Origin of the sequence: Nocardia sp. NBC_01327 (assembly GCF_035958815.1) — a bacterium.
Taxonomy (GTDB): Bacteria; Actinomycetota; Actinomycetes; order Mycobacteriales; family Mycobacteriaceae; genus Nocardia.
This window is the reverse complement of the sequence record NZ_CP108383.1, coordinates 7,563,333-7,583,623: the sequence shown is the minus strand read 5'-3', so window position 1 is coordinate 7,583,623 and position 20,291 is coordinate 7,563,333. Positions and strand designations below refer to the sequence as shown.

The 20,291-nt window shown below is 67.1% G+C and carries 19 protein-coding genes; 8 read left to right on the top strand and 11 right to left on the bottom strand.

What is annotated here, in order from left to right; all coding sequences use genetic code 11:
* The first annotated feature begins 166 nt into the window (after positions 1 to 166).
* Positions 167 to 3,676 carry a carboxylic acid reductase gene (gene car, locus OG326_RS35070; RefSeq protein ID WP_442790865.1) on the top strand — a complete coding sequence of 1,170 codons (3,510 nt, stop codon included), beginning with the start codon at positions 167 to 169 and terminating at the stop codon, positions 3,674 to 3,676.
* A 70-nt stretch (positions 3,677 to 3,746) separates the two neighbouring features.
* Positions 3,747 to 4,592, top strand: coding sequence for a class I SAM-dependent methyltransferase (locus OG326_RS35065; protein WP_327141410.1), 846 nt, complete (start codon positions 3,747 to 3,749; stop codon positions 4,590 to 4,592).
* A gap of 52 nt (positions 4,593 to 4,644) precedes the next feature.
* Here the strand turns inward: OG326_RS35065 and OG326_RS35060 are convergent, their stop codons facing one another.
* From OG326_RS35060 to OG326_RS35010, 11 genes are all read right to left on the bottom strand, one after another.
* The gene (locus OG326_RS35060; RefSeq protein WP_297620495.1) at positions 4,645 to 4,908 is read right to left on the bottom strand and encodes a GlsB/YeaQ/YmgE family stress response membrane protein; all 264 of its coding nucleotides are present in this window, start codon (positions 4,906 to 4,908) and stop codon (positions 4,645 to 4,647) included.
* A gap of 138 nt (positions 4,909 to 5,046) precedes the next feature.
* Complete coding sequence (locus OG326_RS35055; RefSeq protein WP_327141409.1) at positions 5,047 to 5,757, bottom strand: hypothetical protein; 711 nt, start codon at positions 5,755 to 5,757, stop codon at positions 5,047 to 5,049.
* Between the two features lie 96 nt (positions 5,758 to 5,853).
* Positions 5,854 to 7,053 carry a cytochrome P450 family protein gene (locus tag OG326_RS35050; RefSeq protein ID WP_327141408.1) on the bottom strand — a complete coding sequence of 400 codons (1,200 nt, stop codon included), beginning with the start codon at positions 7,051 to 7,053 and terminating at the stop codon, positions 5,854 to 5,856.
* Positions 7,054 to 7,073: 20 nt separating this feature from the next.
* Entirely contained in the window at positions 7,074 to 8,327 is a 1,254-nt protein-coding gene (locus OG326_RS35045) for a cytochrome P450 (protein ID WP_327141407.1), read from the bottom strand.
* Entirely contained in the window at positions 8,324 to 8,926 is a 603-nt protein-coding gene (locus tag OG326_RS35040) for a GTP-binding protein (protein WP_442790864.1), read from the bottom strand. Before OG326_RS35040 ends, OG326_RS35045 begins: the two co-directional genes overlap by 4 nt.
* Positions 8,907 to 9,263, bottom strand: coding sequence for a DUF742 domain-containing protein (locus tag OG326_RS35035; RefSeq protein WP_327141406.1), 357 nt, complete (start codon positions 9,261 to 9,263; stop codon positions 8,907 to 8,909). Before OG326_RS35035 ends, OG326_RS35040 begins: the two co-directional genes overlap by 20 nt.
* Entirely contained in the window at positions 9,260 to 9,715 is a 456-nt protein-coding gene (locus OG326_RS35030) for a roadblock/LC7 domain-containing protein (protein ID WP_327141405.1), read from the bottom strand. Before OG326_RS35030 ends, OG326_RS35035 begins: the two co-directional genes overlap by 4 nt.
* On the bottom strand, positions 9,712 to 11,694 hold the full coding sequence (locus tag OG326_RS35025) for a sensor histidine kinase (RefSeq protein ID WP_327141404.1): 1,983 nt from the start codon (positions 11,692 to 11,694) through the stop codon (positions 9,712 to 9,714). The genes OG326_RS35030 and OG326_RS35025 overlap by 4 nt, the downstream gene beginning before the upstream one ends.
* 234 nt (positions 11,695 to 11,928) lie before the next feature.
* Positions 11,929 to 12,603 carry a hypothetical protein gene (locus OG326_RS35020; protein ID WP_327141403.1) on the bottom strand — a complete coding sequence of 225 codons (675 nt, stop codon included), beginning with the start codon at positions 12,601 to 12,603 and terminating at the stop codon, positions 11,929 to 11,931.
* Complete coding sequence (locus OG326_RS35015) at positions 12,600 to 12,959, bottom strand: hypothetical protein (RefSeq protein ID WP_327141402.1); 360 nt, start codon at positions 12,957 to 12,959, stop codon at positions 12,600 to 12,602. The genes OG326_RS35020 and OG326_RS35015 overlap by 4 nt, the downstream gene beginning before the upstream one ends.
* A 74-nt stretch (positions 12,960 to 13,033) precedes the next feature.
* Entirely contained in the window at positions 13,034 to 13,252 is a 219-nt protein-coding gene (locus OG326_RS35010) for a hypothetical protein (RefSeq protein WP_327141401.1), read from the bottom strand.
* A gap of 317 nt (positions 13,253 to 13,569) precedes the next feature.
* On the opposite strand from OG326_RS35010, the gene OG326_RS35005 reads away from it, so the two are divergent.
* The 6 genes from OG326_RS35005 (at position 13,570) to OG326_RS34980 (ending at position 20,178) form a co-directional block, all read left to right on the top strand.
* Positions 13,570 to 14,559: a zinc-binding dehydrogenase gene (locus OG326_RS35005; RefSeq protein WP_327141400.1), complete on the top strand. Its 990-nt coding sequence runs from the start codon at positions 13,570 to 13,572 to the stop codon at positions 14,557 to 14,559.
* A gap of 101 nt (positions 14,560 to 14,660) precedes the next feature.
* On the top strand, positions 14,661 to 15,497 hold the full coding sequence (locus OG326_RS35000) for a hypothetical protein (RefSeq protein WP_327141399.1): 837 nt from the start codon (positions 14,661 to 14,663) through the stop codon (positions 15,495 to 15,497).
* On the top strand, positions 15,494 to 16,870 hold the full coding sequence (locus OG326_RS34995; RefSeq protein WP_327141398.1) for an MFS transporter: 1,377 nt from the start codon (positions 15,494 to 15,496) through the stop codon (positions 16,868 to 16,870). The genes OG326_RS35000 and OG326_RS34995 overlap by 4 nt, the downstream gene beginning before the upstream one ends.
* Positions 16,860 to 17,279 carry a MarR family winged helix-turn-helix transcriptional regulator gene (locus tag OG326_RS34990; RefSeq protein WP_327141397.1) on the top strand — a complete coding sequence of 140 codons (420 nt, stop codon included), beginning with the start codon at positions 16,860 to 16,862 and terminating at the stop codon, positions 17,277 to 17,279. The genes OG326_RS34995 and OG326_RS34990 overlap by 11 nt, the downstream gene beginning before the upstream one ends.
* A gap of 37 nt (positions 17,280 to 17,316) precedes the next feature.
* Complete coding sequence (locus OG326_RS34985) at positions 17,317 to 18,105, top strand: N-acetylmuramoyl-L-alanine amidase (RefSeq protein ID WP_327141396.1); 789 nt, start codon at positions 17,317 to 17,319, stop codon at positions 18,103 to 18,105.
* A 210-nt stretch (positions 18,106 to 18,315) separates the two neighbouring features.
* Positions 18,316 to 20,178 carry an amino acid transporter gene (locus tag OG326_RS34980; protein ID WP_327146673.1) on the top strand — a complete coding sequence of 621 codons (1,863 nt, stop codon included), beginning with the start codon at positions 18,316 to 18,318 and terminating at the stop codon, positions 20,176 to 20,178.
* The last annotated feature ends 113 nt before the right edge of the window (positions 20,179 to 20,291 follow it).

Sequence of the window (20,291 nt, the reverse complement as noted above, 5' to 3'; positions counted from 1 at the left end):
GCCCGCCACCGTCATCACACCGACGGCCGGTGCTTGACATTCCGGCGGCGCGAGCGCACCGTGAATTGATTAGCTAGGCTAAATGTGTCGGATTGCGCTCGGGTACTGGGCGACACCGGTATGCCCAGGGGTGTGATCACGGTCGGGGATACGCAGGAGGGTCAACGTGGGTAATGACACGCCGGAGGCCGTGCGCTCGCAGCGCATCGCCGAATTGCTCGCCGATCAACAGATCAGTTCCGCTGTGCAGCGCCCCGAGGTGAGCGCGGCCATGCAGCAGCCCGGACAGAGCCTGGCGGAGATCATCACGACGGCGCTGGACGGATACGCCGATCGCCCCGCTCTCGGGCAGCGCGCCTATGAACTCGTGACCGACGACGCGGGGCGGCGGACCCGGCGCTTGCTACCGGGGTTCACGACGACCACCTACCGGGAGCTGTCGGCGAGTATCGGCGCCGTTGCCGCCGCCTGGCAGCACGATTCGCGAAATCCCTTGCGCACCGGTGATTTCGTCGGCATTCTCGGTTTCACCAGCGCCGACTACATCGTGCTGGACCTGGCCTGCCAGATCTCGGGTCTGGTCTGTGTGCCGTTGCAGTCCAGTAGTTCGGTGGCGCAGTGGAATTCGATCATCGCCGAAACTGGGCCGCGACTGCTCGCCACCAGCTCGGAGCTGCTCGACGCCGCGGTCGACTCGGTGCTGGCCGCCCGGGAACCGCTGCAGCTGCTGGTCTTCGATCATCATGGCGATGACGACTATCACTGTGCGGCACTGGAATCCGCGCGTGCACGGCTGGCGGAGGCCGGCAGTGCCGTGACCGTCGAGACCTTGGAAGAGGTGCTCGAGCGCGGGCGGGCATTGCCGCCCGCGCAGCCGTTCACGCCGGGCCCGGACGAGGATCCGCTCGCACTGCTCATCTACACCTCCGGCAGCACCGGTGCGCCGAAGGGCGCGATGTACCCGCAGCGCCTGGTGGCGTCCATGTGGATCGGCGGACCGGCGCGATCTCCCGTGCCCGCAATCAATTTCAACTACATGCCGATGAGCCATGTGGCCGGTCGCATGGCGCTTATCGGGGCGATCGCCCGGGGCGGTACCGCCCACTTCGCGGCCGCGAGCGATCTGTCGACCCTGTTCGAAGATATCGCGCTGGTGCGGCCGACGGAGTTCTTCTTCGTACCGCGCGTGTGCGACATGATCTTCCAGCGCTACCAGGGTGAGGTGGCCCGCCGACTCGTCACCGGTGCGGACCCGGAGACGACGGAACGGCAGGTGAAATCCGAACTGCGGGAACAATTGCTGGGCGGCCGGTTGTTCGGCGCGATCGTCGGCAGTGCGCCGATCTCCGCCGATATGAAGTCCTTCATGGAGTCCGTGCTCGAGTTCGAACTGCACGACGGTTACGGTTCGACCGAGGCCGGCGGCGGGATTCTAATGGACAATCGGATCAATCGTCCGCCGGTCATCGATTACAAACTGGTCGATGTACCCGATCTCGGCTACTTCCGCACCGATAAGCCGCACCCGCGCGGTGAGCTGCTGCTCAAGTCCACGGTCATGATCCCCGGGTACTACCGGCGGCCGGAGGTCACCGCCGAGATATTCGATGAGGACGGCTTCTATCGGACCGGCGATATCGTCGCCGAACTCGGGCCGGACGAGCTGGTCTACGTCGACCGCCGCAATAATGTGCTGAAGCTGTCGCAGGGCGAGTTCGTGACCGTCGCCAAGCTGGAGGCGGTGTACTCGACCAGCCCGCTGATCAAGCAGGTCTATGTCTACGGCAGCAGTGAGCGCGCGTATCTGCTCGCGATGATCGTGCCCACCGAGGAGGCGCTGCGCGGCGCACTCGGTGATTCGCTGCAATCGGCGCTGAGTGAATCGCTGCAGCGGCTGGCGAAGGATGCCGAGCTCGAATCCTACGAGATTCCGCGCGCCTTCCTCATCGAGTCCGAGCCGTTCACCATGGAGAACGGCATGCTGTCGGGTATCGGAAAGGCCCTGCGGCCCAAGCTCAAAGAGCGCTACGGGGAGCGACTCGAGCAGTTGTACACCGACCTGGCCACCCAGCAGGCCGATGAGCTGGCGGCTCTGCGGTCCGAGGCCGCGCAGCGCCCGGTGCTCGAGAGTGTCGGGCGCGCGGCACGGGCGCTGCTGAGTTGCGCCGAAACGGATCTGCGGCCCGATGTGCACTTCGCCGATCTGGGCGGCGATTCGCTGTCGGCGCTGTCGTTCTCGACGCTGCTGCAGGAGATCTTCGGGGTCGAGGTGCCGGTGGGCGTGATTGTCAGCCCGGCCAACGATCTTGCCGGACTGGCGAAATATATTGAGCAAGAGCGGAATTCGGTTGTCCGCCGCCCCACGCCCGCCTCGGTGCACGGTGCGGGTCCGCAGATCCGCGCCGCCGATCTGACCCTGGGCAAATTCATCGATGCCGCGACACTCGCTGCCGCCACGGAGGTTCCGGGGGTTGTCGAGCGACCGCGCACGGTGCTGCTGACCGGAGCCAATGGCTACCTCGGCCGGTTCCTGTGCCTGGAATGGCTGCGGCGCATGGACGAGGTGGACGGCACTCTCGTCTGCGTCGTCCGCGGCAGCACCGCCGAAGCGGCGCGGGCACGGCTGGACGCGGCCTTCGACACCGGTGATACAGAGCTGCTGCGTACCTACCGGGACCTGGCCGACCGGCGACTACAGGTACTCGCCGGTGATATCGGTGATGCGAATCTCGGCCTGAGCCAGGCGGATTGGCAGCAGCTCGCCGAAACGGCCGACCTGATCGTGCATCCGGCCGCGCTGGTCAATCATGTGCTGCCGTACGACCAGTTGTTCGGCCCCAATGTGGTCGGTACCGCCGAGGTCATCCGGCTGGCGATCACGACCCGGTTGAAGCCGGTCACCTACCTGTCCACCGTCGGGGTGGCCGATCAGGTCGACCCGGAGTTCTTCGACGAGGACGGCGATATTCGCGAGATCAGCGCGGAACGTGTTGTCGGCGACGGGTATGCGAACGGTTACGGCAATAGCAAGTGGGCGGGCGAGGTCCTGCTGCGCGAGGCCAACGATCTGTGCGGACTGCCGGTCGCGGTATTCCGTTCGGATATGATCCTGGCGCACAGCACCTTCGCGGGCCAGTTCAATCTGACCGATATGTTCAGCCGCCTGCTGCTGAGCCTGCTCGCCACCGGGATCGCACCGAAGTCGTTCTACCGCACCGACAGTGCCGGAAGTCGGCGGCGTGCCCACTACGACGGCCTGCCCGCCGATTTCACCGCCGAGGCGATCACCACGCTGGGGGCGCGTGCCACCGCGGGGTTCCGGACCTTCGACGTGTTCAATCCGCACGACGACGGGATTTCGCTCGACGAGTTCGTGGACTGGCTGATCGAGGACGGTCATCCCATCGAACGGTTCGACGATTACGACGCCTGGTTCGCCCGCTTCGAGACGGCACTGCGGGCGCTGCCCGAGCAGCAGCGGCAGAATTCGGTGTTGCCGCTGCTGCACGCGTACCGGTATCCGGGCGTTCCGATTCCGGGATCGGTACTGCCCGCCAAGCGATTCCAGGCCGCCGTGCAGGAGGCCGAGATCGGCGTCGATCACGATATCCCGCATCTGGGGCCGGAGCTGATTCGCAAGTACGTGACGGATCTCCGATTGCGCGGGCTGCTGTAAGCGGCAAGCGTAGGTGCGAGTCGAGATACGCAGTCGCTGAACCGAATCAGGAATGGCAGAGGAACGCTATATGGAACTGGGTCAACCGAGCCGCACTGCACTGGCAACGGCATACCAGCGCGCCTACCATCAGATCGCCGATGAGCCACGGGTATTCACCGATCCGCTGGCCATGCAGATTCTCGGCGTGGACGAGGCCGAGCTGATCGAACGTAATACGGCGACGCTGGAATCGGGTGACCCCAGATGGCCGCGCCGGCGGCGGATGTTCCTGGCGGGCCGGGCGCGCTTCGCCGAGGACACGGTGCGCGCCGCCGTCGCGGCCGGTACGCGGCAGGTCGTGATCCTCGGTGCGGGCCTGGATACCTTCGCCTACCGCAATCCGTTTCCCGAGCTGCGGGTGTACGAGGTCGACCATCCCGATACCCAGGAGTGGAAGCGTCATCGGCTGGCGGAATCGGGTATCGACGTGCCCGATTCCCTCGCCTTCGTCCCTATCGACTTCGAAACGCGCACGTTGGCAGAAGGTTTGGCCGAGGCCGGGTTCCCGCGTGACGAGCCTGCTGTCTTCGTCTGGCTCGGCGTGGTCATGTACCTGACCCGCGATGCTATCTCGGGCACGCTGAAGTACATCGCCCAGCAGACGCCGCCGACCCAGGTGGTGCTCGACTACCTGGTTCCCGCAACAACTTCCGAGGAAGCGACCGACCTCAAGGCCCGCGCCGATCGAGTGGGCGCGGTCGGTGAACCGTTCCTGAGCTTCTTCACCGCGGACGATATGGCGTCGGTGCTGGCCGACGCCGCATTCACCGAGGTCGAAGATCGGACCGCGACCGAGGTGATCGCCGGATATACCGGGACGTCACCGCAGCCGAGTGCGGGCAACACACCCCGAATCCTGCGCGCGACGAACTGACGCACCGCCATGCGGCAGTCCCACTGCCGCATGGCAATTGCGCGGTCGCGCCTCAGACGCGGGCGCGCACGAACTTGTAGATGACCAGCAGAACGACCGCGCCGACGATCGCCCCGAGGAACGTGTGCTGCACCGGTGCATGAACGCTGAACTTGTGCGGTGCGAAGACCAGACTCCCCAGGGTCCCGCCCACGTAGCCACCGACAATGCCCAGCAGGATGGTCCCGATCCACCCGAAATTTTCCTTACCCGGGACGAGGAGTCGGGCGATGGCACCGGCGATGAGACCGATAACGATCATGACGATAATGCCCATGTCGTGCTCCTTGCCTAGCTGATGTCGCTAATTCGACGGTAGCAGGACAAGACGGACATCAGTGCGTGTCGCATTACATCAGCGTGCCCGGAACACGAACATCTCCCCGACACCGTGCTGCCACCGCTGACTCGCGTCTTACTGGGCGGTGCGGACCTTTTGTACGGCGTCGGTGAAGAGTTTTTCGAATTCGGCTTGGTCGGGGGTGCCGGCGAGGGCGGCGGCGCGGACGCCGACCGTCATGCCGCGCAGGGTGGCCCAGGCCTGGTAGGAGGTGCGGGTTTGGGGTTTGGTGTCGGAGACGGTGCTGGTGCTGGTGGCGCGGTAGGCGAGGGTTTGGACGCCGGAGAGGGCGTTGGGGGAGGGGAGGCGCTCCATTTTGACGACGGTGTCGATGTGCTGGCCGTTCACCGTGCTGGCGGAGGTGAGGGCGGCGCATTTCTCATTGGTGGCGGCCATGGTTCGGGTGTCGGCCAGCTTGTTCGCGACGAATTCCACGTAGACGGTCATATCTTCGGTGGTGGCGGCCGCTACGGCCGAACTGCCGATCAGGTCATTGCTGAGGGCGGCCAGATCCACCTGCGGCTGTTTGCAGTCCGCGGGCGTGACCGTCGAATTCGCCATGGCGTCACCGAGATCGGAGACGCTGGAGCGCAGCTTGTCCGGCGGCAGATCCAGCGGTGTGGTGTCGGCGGGGAATTCCGCGGCGGCCAGCACCAGTTGATCGCGCGGTGTGCTCGGCGCCGGGCCGGCGGAGGTAGCCTTCGTATCGCTGGTGCTCCCACCGCATCCGGCGCTCAGCAGTACCGCGCACACTGCGGTCGAGATCCATGCTCCCTTGGTCATCACGCGGCACAGCATGCCAGGAAGTCGCTGCCATCTCGGGGAGATGCGGGATCTGTCGCCGTGGTGGTTCGAAAATTCGAGCCACCACGGCGCACGGCATCAGATGTGGACCGGCAGCGCCGCCACATCGTTCTGGGTGAGCACCGGCAGATTGCCGATTTCCTGCTCCGGCACAGCGAGTTTCAGACCGGGGAAGCGGTCGAACAGCGCGGGCAGGCCGATCGAGGCCTCCAGCCGGGCCAGCGCCGCGCCCGGGCAGATGTGCGGGCCGTAGCCGAAGGAGATATTGCGTCCCGCGGTCGGGCGGGTGACGTCGAATTCATCGGCATCCTCGCCGTGAATGGCCGTGTCGCGGCCGATCGCGCGGTAGGACATGACCACGCCCTCACCGCGCTCGATCACGGTGTCGCCCACGGTGATGTCCTCGGTGGCGAAGCGCATGAGCAGATGCGTGACCGGACCGTCGTAGCGCAGGGTTTCCTCGATGGCCTGCTTCCACTCCGCATCGCCGCTGCGCACCGTCTCCAGCTGCTCGGGGCGAGAGAGCAAGGCGCGCACCGCATTCACAATGAGGCTCACGGTGGTCTCGTGCCCGGCGGCGACCAGCGCCTTGAGATTGCCGACCACCTCCTCCTCGGTGAGCGGATCGCCGCCCTCGTCGGCCAAGATGAGCGCGCTGGTGAGATCGTCGCCCGGCGCCGCGGTCTTGCGGCGCACCATCTCGGTGAAATAGACGTCCAGCTCATCGATCACGCGCAGCCGCTCGTCCTGCGGCGTCATCATCGAGAAGAATTTCTTGTACCGGTCCAGCAGCATGGCCTGATCGGCCGGCGGCACCCCCATGAGCTCACTGATCACGCGCATGGGCAGCGGGTAGGCGAAAACCTGCTTGAGATCGACGACTGCGCCCTCCTGCGCCGCAGTCTCCAGATCGTCGAGCAGTTCGGCGGTGAGCGCTTCGATGAACGGCCGCAACGCTTCCAGCCGGCGCGCGGTCAGCGCCTGCGTGGTCTTGATGCGCAGGCGGCGGTGCTCGGACCCGTCCACGGTGAACATGGAACGCCCGGCATCGATCATGCCGATGAGCGGCCACTGCCGGGTCACCACACCCGAGGTCCACAGCCCCCAGGCATTGATGTCCTTGACGAGCCGGGCATCGGTGAGCAGCTGGCGGGCCAGCGAATGATCGGTCACGGTCCAGGCGGGGGCGCCGAGCAGTTCGATACGGGTGAGCGGCCCGGCGGCGCGCAGGGTGGCGGTCTCGCCGGCCAGATCACCGACCATGGGATCGATCGCCATGGCGTGGGGACATGCTGAACTCACTGGAAACCTCCGACTGCGCGAACTGGTGTGAAAACAACTGGAAGAGCGGACATTCCATGCATGAACGGCGAAGGCCGGCGCGTCAGCTGCTGCGCGGGCACCGCCAGATCCAGATCGGGCAGCCGGTCCAGCAGCACCTCGATACCGGTCCTGGCGATGATTTCGGCAATATGCTGCGCCGGGAACGGGCAGCGGTATTCCCCGTGGCTGAAGGCGAAGTGCGCATTGTTGCCGGTATGCACCGCATCCGAGACATGCTGGCGCACATGCGGATCGGTATTGGCCGCGGCCAGGCCCAGCAGCAGCAGATCCCCGGCGCGAATCACCTTGTCGCCCAGCCGGGTGTCGCGGGCGGCCCAGCGCCCGGCGAGAATGGAGGTCGGGCCCTCCTCCCACAGCACCTCGTTCATGGCCTGGCTGATACTGCGCCGGCCACCGCCCAGCGCCGCGGCGAAGCGATCGTCGGTGAGCATGAGCCGCACCGAGTTTCCGACCCAGTCGGAGGTCGTCAGATGACCGGCGGCGGTGATCGCCATCAGGTCGTTGACGTACTCCTCATCGGTGAACGGTGTGGGATAGGCGAGCATGCGCGAGACCAGATCATCGCCCGGCACGGCCTTCTTCATGGCCACCAGCCGCTGCATATGCCCCATGAACTGCAGGTGCGCACCCTGGGCGTCCGCGCCGCCGTCGGCCATCACCTTCATGCTCCAGGCCAGATGTGGCCCTTCCTCTTTCGGCAGCCCCAGTAGTGCGCCCAGCGCCAGCACCGGCAGCGGTTCGGCGAATTCGGCCATCAGTTCGGCGGTGCCGCGACCACAGAATCCGTCGATCAGCCGATCCGCCAAATCCTCACAGATGCGGCGCAATTCGAAGGGATCCACCGATTCGAGCGCGGGCTCGACCATGGCCAGATGCCGGCGATGCTCGACCCCGGCGGTGAAATAGATGGACGGCATGGGCTGGCCGACCATGGGCAGCAGCGGCCAGTCCTCCGGAATATTGCCCCACTGGTTCCACAGGCTCACATCACGCGGGAACAGTTCGGGACTGTTGGTGACCTGGTGCATTTCGCGATAACCGATGACCAGCCAGGCGGGTACGCCGCCGGGGAGTTCGACGGCGACCACCGAACCGTGCTCGCGCCGCATATCGTTGTAGAGGTGATGCGGGTCGGCCTGGAAGCGCGGCCCGCCCAGCGGCACCGCACCGGGCTGCACCGGGCAATACTGTCGTTCGGTCGGGGTCATCGAACGTTCTCCGGTGTGTAGAGATACTCGACCAGCGTGATCAGCACCTGTTTGCACGAATCACGGTGGCGGGCATCACAATCGACGAGCGGCACGTGCGGATCCAGATCCAGCGCCTCGCGCACCTCGGCGGGCCGATAGGACTCGCCGAAGTTGTTGCACGCCACGATGAACGGGGTGCGCTGATGTTCCAGCCGGTCGATGGCGTACCAGGAGTCGGCGATTCGGCGCTGATCCACCAGCACGATGGCGCCCAGCGCCCCGGTGAACAGCCGGTCCCACAGGAACCAGAAGCGCTCCTGTCCGGGCGCGCCGAACAGGTACAGCACATGTTCGGCGTCGATGGTGATACGGCCGAAGTCGAAGGCCACCGTGGTGGTCGATTTGCCCGGCGCGCCCGCCAGATCGTCGACGCCCACACTGACCTGGGTCATGGTGGCCTCGGTGTCCAGGGGCCGAATCTCACTGACAGCGCGCACCATTGTCGTCTTGCCGACGCCGAAACCGCCGACGATGACGATCTTGAGGCCTTGGCTGGCCGAGGCGTGCAGGGGTGCGTCGGCGCGGGACGGCCGGGGGTCAAAGGTTGCGGAGTCCAACGAGCACCTTCTCCAGGGTGGTGGTGTCGGGCAGCGAATGCCATTGCGTGGCTGGGTTGTGCCGCGGATGCCGCACGGTGATCCGGCCCGCGTGCAGCAGGTCCGACAGCAGGATCGTGACTATGCCGACCGGTAGCCGCAGCTCCGCCGCGATCTCCACGACGGCGGTCGGCGCCCGGCAGATCTCGAGGATGGCCGCATGCTCCGATTGCATGCCCGGCGCCGGATCGCTCTCGCTGACAACAAGAGTCACGAGATCGAAGGCGTCGGAATCCGGGCTGCTGCGGCCGCCGGTCAGCGTGTACAGCCGGTCCGGATCCTCGTCTGGCCTGGTCACGACACGCCCGCTCCTCGTGGCGCCACGGTATCGCGCACCGGCGCGCCAGGGGTCTCGCGGGTGCGCGGTGCGGCGGCGAGGTGTTCGCCCAGCTGCTCTACCAGCTCGCGCATATTGTGGCCGACCAGCCCGGCATCGGCGTCCTCCGCGGCGACCACCGCGATATGCGCGCCCACCCCGGCCTCGACGATGAACAGAATGCCGCCGTAGAACTCGGTCATGGACTGGCGCACACCCCCGCGGCCGTCACCGAACTCCACGGAGGCGCCGTGCGAAAGGCTTTGAATACCAGCGGCGATCGCGGCCAGCTGATCGGCGCTGTCATTCCCCAGTTCCGGGGTATGGCAGATCTTCAGGCCGTCACCCGACAGCAGCAGGGCATGCCTGGCGCGCGGGGTACGGGTGAGCAGCTGCTCCAGCAGCCAGCCCAGCTGAGTTGCGGACAATGTCATTTATCGGTCTCCAAGGCGGACGGGGAAGGGGTTGCGGCACTGGCATTCTCGCGCCCGTTCACCGCGCGCTGGAAGGCGCCCAGCGCGGACGGGGACACCGGCCGGGCATGGGCGGGGCCCGCGGGATCGTGCAGCGCGGCCAGCCCCTCGGGATGCACGGCCGCGAGCGTTTGACCGCGCCGGCGCCTGGGCAGCCCGGACACGGTGGAGGTCGGGGCGTTCTCCTCGACTGCGGCCGCCTCGATCGACCGGTCGGCCAAAGCCGAAGTGCTGCCCGAGAACCCGGCCGCGCCCTCCGGGAATGCCAGGGCATTCACGGCACTCGCGCTGGTCACGCCGAAGAGCGCGGAATCGGCGTCGGCGAGAAAGGCATCGATGCGCCGCATACCGGGACTCGTGCGAGGTCCGGCCGCATCGCCGCCGGTGAATTCGGCCGGGGCGCCGGGTCGATGCGGTTCCCGGCTGGTGAACGCGGGCGGGATATACGTCGACTCCGTATGCGGAGGATGCGACGGACCTGAATTCGTGAACATCGGCGGCGAACTCGGCCGTGCCGAATCCGCGGCGGTAAGGCTCGGCCCGCTGCCCGCATCCCCGGCGGTGAGGGCCGGCGCCGCGCCGGTGCGCGCCGTCTCTCCGCCGGTGCGCGCGGTTGCCGCACCGGCGCGGGCAGCGGCCGGACGCTCGGGTTCCGGGCTGGTCAGCGCGGCGGGGCGACCGGGGTCGCCGCTGGTGAGGGCCGGTGCGCCGGGGCTCCGAGCGGGGAGCGGGATGGCGGCGAGGGAGCCGGGCGTGCGATCCAGTCGGGTGGTGAGTTCGCGGGGGACGACCACGACCACGGCCGTGCCGCCGATGGCGGACGGGCGGTAGGAGACGGTGAGATCATGTTTGCGGGCCAGGTAGCCGACAACCGCCAGGCCGAGACGGGTACCCGACAGTGAGGACAGGTCGGAGCCCGCGCCGCTGTAGCGCGAGCGGCTACCGCGCTGGGTGGGATCGGCGGCACCGGGTTCGCCCCGGCCGGAGACGGTGAGTTCGGCTCGGCGCAAGGCGGATTCGCTCATCACCAGGCCGCTGTCCTCGATGGTGATCACCACGCCGGCGGGGACTTCCGCGGCGTAGACGTGCACCTCGGTGGTGGGCGGGGAGAAATTGCAGGCATTGTCGAGCAGTTCGGCCAGCGCGTGCATGATGCCCTCGGCCGCATGCCCGGCAATGGCGATCTCGGCGACGGCCCGCAGCCGCACTCGCTGATAGCCCGCCACCCGGCCCATCGCGCCGCGCAGAATCGATTCCATGGCAATGGGTTTGGCCCAGCGCCGCCCGGAGCGTGAACCACTGAGCACCGCGATGCTGTCGGCCAGCCGGCCCGCCTGCGCGGTGCGGTGATCGAGCTCCAGCAGATCGGCGAGGACCTTGGGATCGGCGTGCCGATGCTCCATTTCGCGCAGTTCGGCCAGCATGCTGGTGCTCATGGCCTGCATGCGCCCGGCCGCACCGGCGAAGGCCGCCATGGCCGCCGCCCGCCGGTTATCGCTCTCCTTGGTCTCGCGCGCCTGTTCGGCGCCGGCCTCGGTAATGGATTGAATATGACGGTGGCCGTCCGAGAGTCGCGCCTCGGCCTCGGCGATCACCGCCGCAGTGCGGGCGTCGGCCTGCTCCACCCGTAGTGCGGCGAGATGTCGCTCCCGGCCGATCTGGGCGCGGAAGTACACCGCCGCGGTGATTGCCGCACACAGCAGTACAGCGGTGATGCTCGCGCTGATCGCCACCGCGATCCGAATATCGCCGGGCGCGGTGAAGATCGCGACGCATACCGCCGCGACGGCCGCTGCGGCACACGCCGACAGCGTCCCGAACGGCAGCCGCGCACCCCGAACGGTATTCGGCTCGCCGCCTGGGGGATTCGATGACTCCGACAAGCTCTGCACTTCCGCACTCACGTTCACCACGGCAGGCACCGCGGTGGGATCGAGCACGCCCGCGGCTCTCGCACGTGAAATGTGCGGACCGACAAGCGGATTCGGATCTAGCGGACGAGCATAGGCGGCTCGGAAGGTTGGCGCTACCTGAGGGAAACCGGCCTGGCAAAGCGCAGTCCCGATAGTTGGGACGAACTTCCGGCGACGGCAATCCGCTGTACAGCAGGGGTTCTCGGTGATCTGGGGCCGGGGACCGCTGACGGCATCGAATGCCGTCTCACTCTTGGTCCGCTACTTCTCGGTACTAGTGGCATTGCGGGTGCGAGCGGCGGCTATCAGCGACCCTATCGCGAAGGCGTAGACCGGAAGACTCCCCAGCACGGCCCAGGAGTCACCGAGGTGAACGTCGGGCAGCAGCAGGACAACTCCCCGGATGATGCCGACGATCACGCCGAGCAGCCCGCCCAGCATGAATACGGCCATGGGCAGACGCAGCCGGGAGGGCAGGGCGCGATAGGTGATGCAGGCCGCCGCGAATATCGCAGCGCTGCCCAGGGTTACGGCTGCGGCGATGACCCACTTCTGTGCGGTGAGCACCCACTCGGGCGCGTCGAAGGGGTCATAGGTCGCCAGGAGTACGACCTCGACCGCGACCAGCGCCGTGTACGCCGCCCTGATCAGCCCGGAACGGCCCCAGGCCTGGGCGACGGCAATGGCGAGCAGCACTCCGGCCGCCACCAGCGAGACATCGGCTATCAGTCCGGGCAGTCGCTCCAATTGTGTTGCCGACGTGGTGAGATCGTCACCCCAGCGGTTGATCGCCGGTGCGCGCAGCAGCGCCCACACCGCCAGTAGCGCCAGACCGAGGGTCAATGGCCGCGATACCGGATTGCGCCAGCGCGGCGCACGCACCGCCGCGGCGGTGGCGGCGAGGAGCGCGGCCAGCATCGGAACGGCGTTGTTCACTGGAACAGCCTGGCGCCGGCCTCGCCGCGCGAGGGTTTGCGACGCGGCGCGTCGTTCTCCTCTTTATCCCGTCGCAATAATTCGGTGAGCAATTGCCGGGTGCTCGCCTGCCGGATCGCGCTGCCGGAACCGGCGCGCTGTGCCTCGGCTTCGGTGATGATGCCGGCGACCACCTGCACCTCGACCGGATTGGCGCTGTAGGCGCGGGCGATCTCGATCAGCGTCTCCACCGGGGGTGTCGCCATTGTCAGATGCCGGGCGAGGGTGGCCTGCGGGATGCCTGTCACCACGGCCATTGCCCGGGTGCTGTCGCCCCCCGTCAGCTCCTCGACCCACTGTTTCAACGGCTCATGCACGGTGCCATTGTCGCATGCGGCTGCCTCGAGTTCGGGACACGTGACCGGGCCCCGGATCGTGGGCGATCGGCCGGCTAGCGACTGCCGGTGCGCACGCCGTCGCGGATTTGATAGACGCGGGAGGTGGTGATGTCACCGGCGGCCTTGGCGATGAGGAAGACGCGTGCGCCCGCGACCGTGGCCTCTTTGATCTTGTTGCGCCAGAGGTCGTCTGCCATCTGCGCCGCCTCTTTGGCGGCCTCTCGGGCATCGGTGGCCGCGCGGACCTGTTCGAGGTACTGCTGCGTGGTCATCTCGGATTCCTTCCGCGGGTGCCGGGGTTCGAGGCAAACCGTAGGCGAATTACTGAGTCGTAGTCAAGACTGCTTGCCTCGAAAATGACTCACTCTCGATATTGGCGTCGGCAGAATCCAAGGTCAGTGGCTTGGCAAACGTCGTTGTTGTGCCGAGCACACCGGACCTTTCGCCCGGGCGTATGTGGTTCGCCATGCGTCAGATGTAGTTCGGCGGGGGGTTCGCTCTGCGCGTAATGCGGACGCCGCGACTTGACCTCAACCTTTGTCGAGGTCGGAGGCTGGTGTCCGAGCGGAACAACCAGAGAGGCGGAACAATGCGAGTTGTCGAAGCGAAGACGTTCGGTGGACCCGAGGTGCTGATGGTCAGCGAGGCGCCCGATCCGGTGGCCGGTGCGGGCGAGGTGGTGGTCGCCGTCGCCGCGGCGGACGTGATGTTCCTCGATACCCTGCTGCGCAATGGCTGGGCCAAGGACTTCTTCCCGGTCGCACCGCCGTTCGTGCCCGGCGGCGCGATCTCGGGCGTGATCGAGTCGGTCGGACCGGACGTCGATCCGGCCTGGATCGGCAGGCGCGTGGCCACGCCGACCGCCGCCAGCGGGATCGGCAGCGGCACCCCGACCGGTGGTTACGCCGAGAAGGCCCTCGCCAAGGTGGGCACCCTCGCGGTCGTGCCCGAGGAATTGAGCCTGGAACAGGCTGTGGCCCTTGCCCATGACGGCCGCACCGTGATGGCGATCATCGATCGGGCCGCCATTCAGCCGGGCGAATGGGTGCTGATCACCGCTGCCGCAGGCGGTTTGGGCACATTGCTGATCCAGCTCGCCCGATCGGCGGGTGCGCGGGTCATCGCGGCGGCGCGCGGTGCGGCCAAACTCGCACTGGCGCAACGACTCGGCGCACACGAGGTGGTCGACTACTCGCAGCCCGACTGGGTGGATCAGGTGCGGGCGCGCACCGGCGGTGTGCAGGTGGTGCTCGACGGCGCGGGCGGTGCGATCGGCGCGGCCGCCCTGGCGGTCACCGCCGCGGGCGGCCGGATCATCGGATACGGCAATGCCGCCGGGGGATTCGCGCCGATCGATGCCGAAGCGGCTGCGGCGCAGGACATCACGGTGGTCTCGCTGTTCGAGCTCACCGGCAGCGATGTCGATTGGCCGGCGCTGCACGAGCGGGCGCACGCGGAGGTGGCGGCCGGGCGGCTCGAAGTGGTCATCGGCCAGAGCTTCCCGCTGGCCGACGCCGCCGCCGCGCATGCCGCCATCGAGGCCCGCGCCGCCTCCGGTCGCACCATCCTCACAGTCTGACGGCGTATAGCGCCGCTCGGCGTGTCGAGGCTGTTCTCCCAGCTCCCGCCCGAATCGGCGGGCAAGCTGGGAGCCGGGCGGGGCTCGACCCGGAGGTAGCTGTGCGCTATTGGACAGGGCTGCGCTATTTGGCAGGGCTGGGCTATACGGCAGGGCTGGGCTTCTTAGCAGGATTGGTCGGCGTGGTCGCATGCCTCTGCGTGGTGCCCACCGCGGCGGCCGAGCCGAGCGTGCCGGTCCCGGCGCCGGTGCAGGTTCCCTCCCGCACCGCGATCTCCGTGCGCTCGGTGGTGCCGGGATTGGCGTGGGGTACGGCCAATGAGACGGAGAGCGTCAGTGCGCTGTCGCTGGCCAAGCTCTACCTGATCGATTACGCGCTGCGCCACGGCGACGCGTCCGCGGGCGATAAAGACCTGGGGGAGCGCATGATTCGCTACTCCGACAATGCCGCAGCGGATGCCGTCGACGCGAAATATCCGCATGCCATCGATGAGATCGCCGCCGAGTACGGGCTCACCGCGACGCACGGCGCCGCCGAATGGGGCAACTCCTCGACGAGCACCGCCGATGTGTCGGAATTCCTGGTGGCCAAACTGCGGTCGGATCCGGACAGCCCCATCCTCGCCTGGATGCGCGAGCCCGGCGAGGTCGCCGCGGACGGCACCCGGCAGGACTGGGGCACCGCTCGCCTGCCCCGGGTGCAGGGCACCAAGTGGGGTTGGTCGGATTCGGGGGTGCCGGAGGTGTCGTCGGCCTCGTTCGGCCCGGGCTTCGCCGTCACCGCCCACACCTACGGCACGCCCGAGCAGCAGACCGAGGATGTGCTCGGGGCGGTGAACACAATGCTCGACGACATGCTGCCGGCGCCGGGGCGTGAGCTGTTGCACGTGATTCCGGGGTTGCGGCTGGATAGTTTTAGTTTCACAATCGTTGTGTGATTACAACTGTCGGGGAACTCAGCAAGCAGCGTAAGACGCTGATCTTGGTCACCTGCTGTCTCAGCCTGCTGATCTCGTCGATGGACGCGACCATCGTGAATGTCGCCATCCCCACCATTCGGGACGATCTCGGCGCGGGGCTCAACCGGCTGCAGTGGATCGTGGACGTCTACACCCTGACCCTGGCCAGCCTGCTCATGCTCTCGGGCGCGGCCGCCGACCGCTTCGGCCGCAAGCGGATCTTCCGGATCGGTCTCATCACCTTCGCCGTGGGCTCGCTGCTGTGCAGCCTGGCGCCCAGTATCGATTTCCTCATCGGCGCACGGTTTCTGCAGGCCGTCGGCGGTTCCATGCTGAACCCGGTCGCCATGTCGATCATCACCACCGTCTTCACCGGGCGCATGGAACGTGCTCGCGCCGTGGGCGTCTGGGGCGCCGTGGTCGGCATTTCCACGGCCATGGGCCCGCTGGTCGGCGGGGTGCTCATCGATTCGCTGGGCTGGCAATCGGTGTTCTGGGTCAATCTGCCAATCGTCGCGATCGCGCTCGTGCTGACCACACTCTTCGTGCCGGAATCGAAGTCGGCCAAGTACCGCGGAATGGACTGGGTCGGACAGGCTTTGGCCATCACCATCATGTTCACGCTGGTGTTCGGTCTCATCGAGAAGAAGCCGGTCATGTTCGCCGTGACGGCCGTGGCGCTCGTCGGCTTCATCTGGCACGAGTCGCGGCACCCGTCACCCTTCATCGATCTGCGCTTCTTCCGCAGTTTCCCGTTCACCTCGGCCACCGTCATCGCGGTCGCCGCCTTCGCCGCGCTGGGTGCGTTCCTGTTCGACGTCTCGCTGTATCTGCAAGGGGTGCGGGGCTTTTCGGCCGTGCACACCGGTCTGCTGTACCTGCCTATGGCAGTGGGCATGCTCATCTTCTCGCCGCTGTCGGGCCGGCTGGTCGGCCGGTACGGCACCCGGCCCTCGCTGCTGGCGGCCGGCGCCTTCATGACCGTCGCCGCGATCGGCCTGACCCGGCTCGCGCCGGACACCCCGGTGTGGCAGCTGATCATTATGTTCGCGCTGTTCGGCATTGGTTTCGGCATGGTCAACGCACCCATCACCACGGCCGCGGTGAGCGGTATGCCGCTCGATCGCGCCGGGGCCGCGGCCGCGGTGGCCTCCACCAGTCGTCAGGTCGGCGTGAGTCTCGGTGTGGCACTGTGTGGTGCGCTCACCGGTTCGGGGCTGTGGTGGACGATCGCCATGTTTGCCGTCACCATCCCTATGCTGGGAGTCGCCGCGAACACCTCGTGGGCATACCGGACCCGTGATCGCGTCGCCCCGCTGCTCGAACAGAAGGTCCCCGCTCATGCCGGATGACACCCCCACCCCGGACCAGGTGTGGCGACAGCTCACCCATCTGGTGATGGACAGCCGCGACGCGTACCGGCGGGCGGTGATCGAGCGAACGGGACTGCCGTTCAGTCGAATTCGAGTACTGCGGCGCCTGGCCGCCGGGCCGATGTCCGTCAAGCAGGTCGCCTACGCCGCCACCCTGGACGCGCCCGCGGCCACGGTCGCGGTGAACGATCTGGAGGAACGCGGTCTGGTCGTGCGCGAAATCGATCCGACCAATCGGCGCTGCAAACTGGTATCGCTGACCCGGGCCGGGCAGGAGGCGGTCGCGGAGGTGCTCGCCACGCCCGATCCCGCGCCACCGCCCGTCGCCGCCCTCACCCCTGCGGAACTGCGCACACTCGCGGATCTGCTGCGCAAGCTCGAAGAGTGACTTACCGGTGGGCCATTCGGCCCGTAGGGTGAGCCGGGTGCGCAACCGACACTGGAAATCGCTGGCGGCCCTCTGCGGTGCACTACTGATCGCGGCGGGGGGAACGGGATCCGCCGCCGTGCCGACCCCCGTGCAGCACCGTCCGGCCCTGGATTGGCCCGCGCTGCCGGTCTTCCCGATCGCCGGCCGGATCGTGGTTCTGGATCCGGGCCACAATGGCGGCGGCGGTGCGCATCCCGATGAGATCAATGCCCAGGTTCCGGACGGGCGCGGCGGTATGAAGCCCTGCAACACCACCGGCACCAATGCCAATGACGGGTACAGCGAGCACGAATTCAACTGGGTTGTGGCGCAGCAGGTCCGGGATCTGCTGACCGCGCGCGGCATCCAGGTGGTCATGAGCCGCGATAACGACACCGGCTGGGGGCCGTGTGTGGACGAGCGCGGCACGCTCGGCAATCGGGTCGGTGCGGCGGCGGTGGTCTCCATTCACGCCGACGGCGCTCCCGAGGGCGACCACGGGTTCCATGTCGCCTACTCCTCGCCGGCGGTCAATGACGCGCAGGGCGATCCGTCGATCCGGCTGGCCACCGCGCTGCGCGACGGTCTGGACGGCAAGGGCTTCACCGAATCCAACTATGTCGGCTCCCATGGCCTGGACCCGCGGGCGGACCTGGCCGGACTGAATTTCGCGACGGTCCCGGCCGCGCTGGTCGAGTGCGGCAATATGCGCGATTCGGGTGATATCGCCATGCTCGAATCCCCGGACGGGCGTGCCCGATTGGCGGCTTCCCTCGCGGACGCGATCACGGCGTACATCGGCTAGCACAACGGTCTACGCGACTCACGGCGCGGGGTGTAAATATGTCGTTTATGTCGTGAGTACATTGACCAGGTCATTGCAGACTCCGGGAAACCGGACACATGGGTTCCGGGGAGGACTCTGTTGACCACGACCGACGTACAGCCACGCTCGCGATTCGCGGCCTGGCTGCTCGAGGACGCGGGGGAGCAGCACTCCCAGCTACCCGGGCCCATGACCAAACGCCCGCCCAAGGAACATCAGCATTCCTGGTGGAAGGTGATGTGCCTGACCGGTGTCGACTACTTCTCGACGCTCGGATATCAGCCCGGTATCGCGGCGCTGGCCGCGGGCGTGCTCTCGCCGCTGGCGACCCTGGTTCTGGTGGCGCTCACACTGCTCGGCGCGCTGCCGGTCTATCGGCGCGTGGCCAAGGAGAGTCCGCACGGCGGCGGCTCGATCGCCATGCTCGCCAATTTCCTGCCCAATTGGTGGGGCAAGATCCTGATTCTGGTGCTGCTGGGCTTCGCGGCCACCGACTTCACCATCACCATGACGCTCTCGGCGGCTGACGGTGCGGCGCACATTGTCGAGAACCCGAACGTTCCGGGTTTCCTGCACGACCAGAACATGATCATCACGCTGGTGCTGCTCGCGCTGCTGGCGGCGGTGTTCCTCAAGGGCTTCAGTGAGGCCATCAGCATCGCGGTCGTCCTGGTCGGGGTGTATCTGGCGCTGAACGTGGTGGTGTCGGTGGTCGGCATCGTCAAGGTGGCCGAGCACGGGTCCATGGTCACCGACTGGACGCATGCGCTCACCGCGCAGCACGGCAGTCCGATAGCCATGATCGGCGTCGCGCTGCTGGTGTTTCCGAAACTGGCACTTGGTCTTTCGGGATTCGAGACCGGCGTGGCGGTCATGCCGCAGATCAAGGGCTGCCCGGAGGACACCGAGGAATTCCCCCGCATGCGCATTGTCGGCGCGCGCAAACTGCTGACCACGGCCGCGTTCATCATGAGCGGCTTCCTCATCATCACCAGCTTCATCACCACCATCCTGATTCCGGAGGATGCGTTCAAGGACGGCGGACCGGCCAACGGCCGCGCGCTGGCGTATCTGGCGCATCAGTATCTGGGCAATGGCTTCGGCACCGTCTACGACATCAGCACCATCGCCATCCTGTGGTTCGCCGGCGCCTCCGCCATGGCGGGCCTGCTGAATCTGGTGCCGCGCTATCTGCCGCGCTTCGGCATGGCGCCGGAGTGGGCGCGCCAGATTCGGCCGCTGGTCCTGGTTTTCGCGGCGGTGTCGTTCGGCATCACCTGGTATTTCAATGCCAGCGTCGATGCGCAGGGCGCGGCGTACGCGACCGGTGTGCTGGTGCTCATCACCTCCGCGGCGGTCGCGGTGACGCTGTCGGCGGCGCGCAAGAAGCAGCGTTCGCGGGTGTTCGCGTTCGGTGTGGTGTCGGCGATCTTCGTCTACACCACCATCGACAATGTGATCGAGAAGCCCGAGGGCGCGCAGCTGGCGCTGCTGTTCATTCTGGCGATCCTGGTGGTGTCCTTCGCTTCCCGCTTCCGCCGGGCCTTCGAACTGCGGGCCGTGCACGTGACCTTCGACGAGAAGGCCGGGCAGATGATCGACGATCTCGCCGCGCGCGGCGAGGTCCGCATCGTCACGCACGATATCGACAATCGGGAGCCCGAGGAGTACGCGGAGAAGGAAGCCGATCAGCGGCGCGAGAGCCATATTCCCGCCGAGGAGCCGATCCTCTTCCTCGAGGTCATCGTCCGGGACCCCTCGGAGTTCAGCACCGAATTGCTGGTGACCGAGGTGGATGTGGACCAGTACCACATTCTTTCGGTCGAGGCCGCGGCCGTGCCGAACTGTATTGCCGCCATCCTGCTGGCCATTCGAGATCGCACCGGCGCTCCGCCGCACGTGTATTTCGAATGGACCGAGGGCAATCCGCTGACCAACCTCATGCGGTTCATGTTCTTCGGCGAGGGTGAGGTCGCTCCGGTGACGCGGGAGATCCTGCGCCGGGCCGTGCCCCGCCGGTCGCAGCGGCCGCACGTGCACGTCGACAGCTGACGCGCTCCCACTGACCTTCTCGAAAGCCGCCCGGCCCCGCTGACGCACTGTGCAGCGGGGCCGTTCTCGACTTGTTCGCGTTTTAGCTGTAACCGTGGGTTTCATGTACGCGT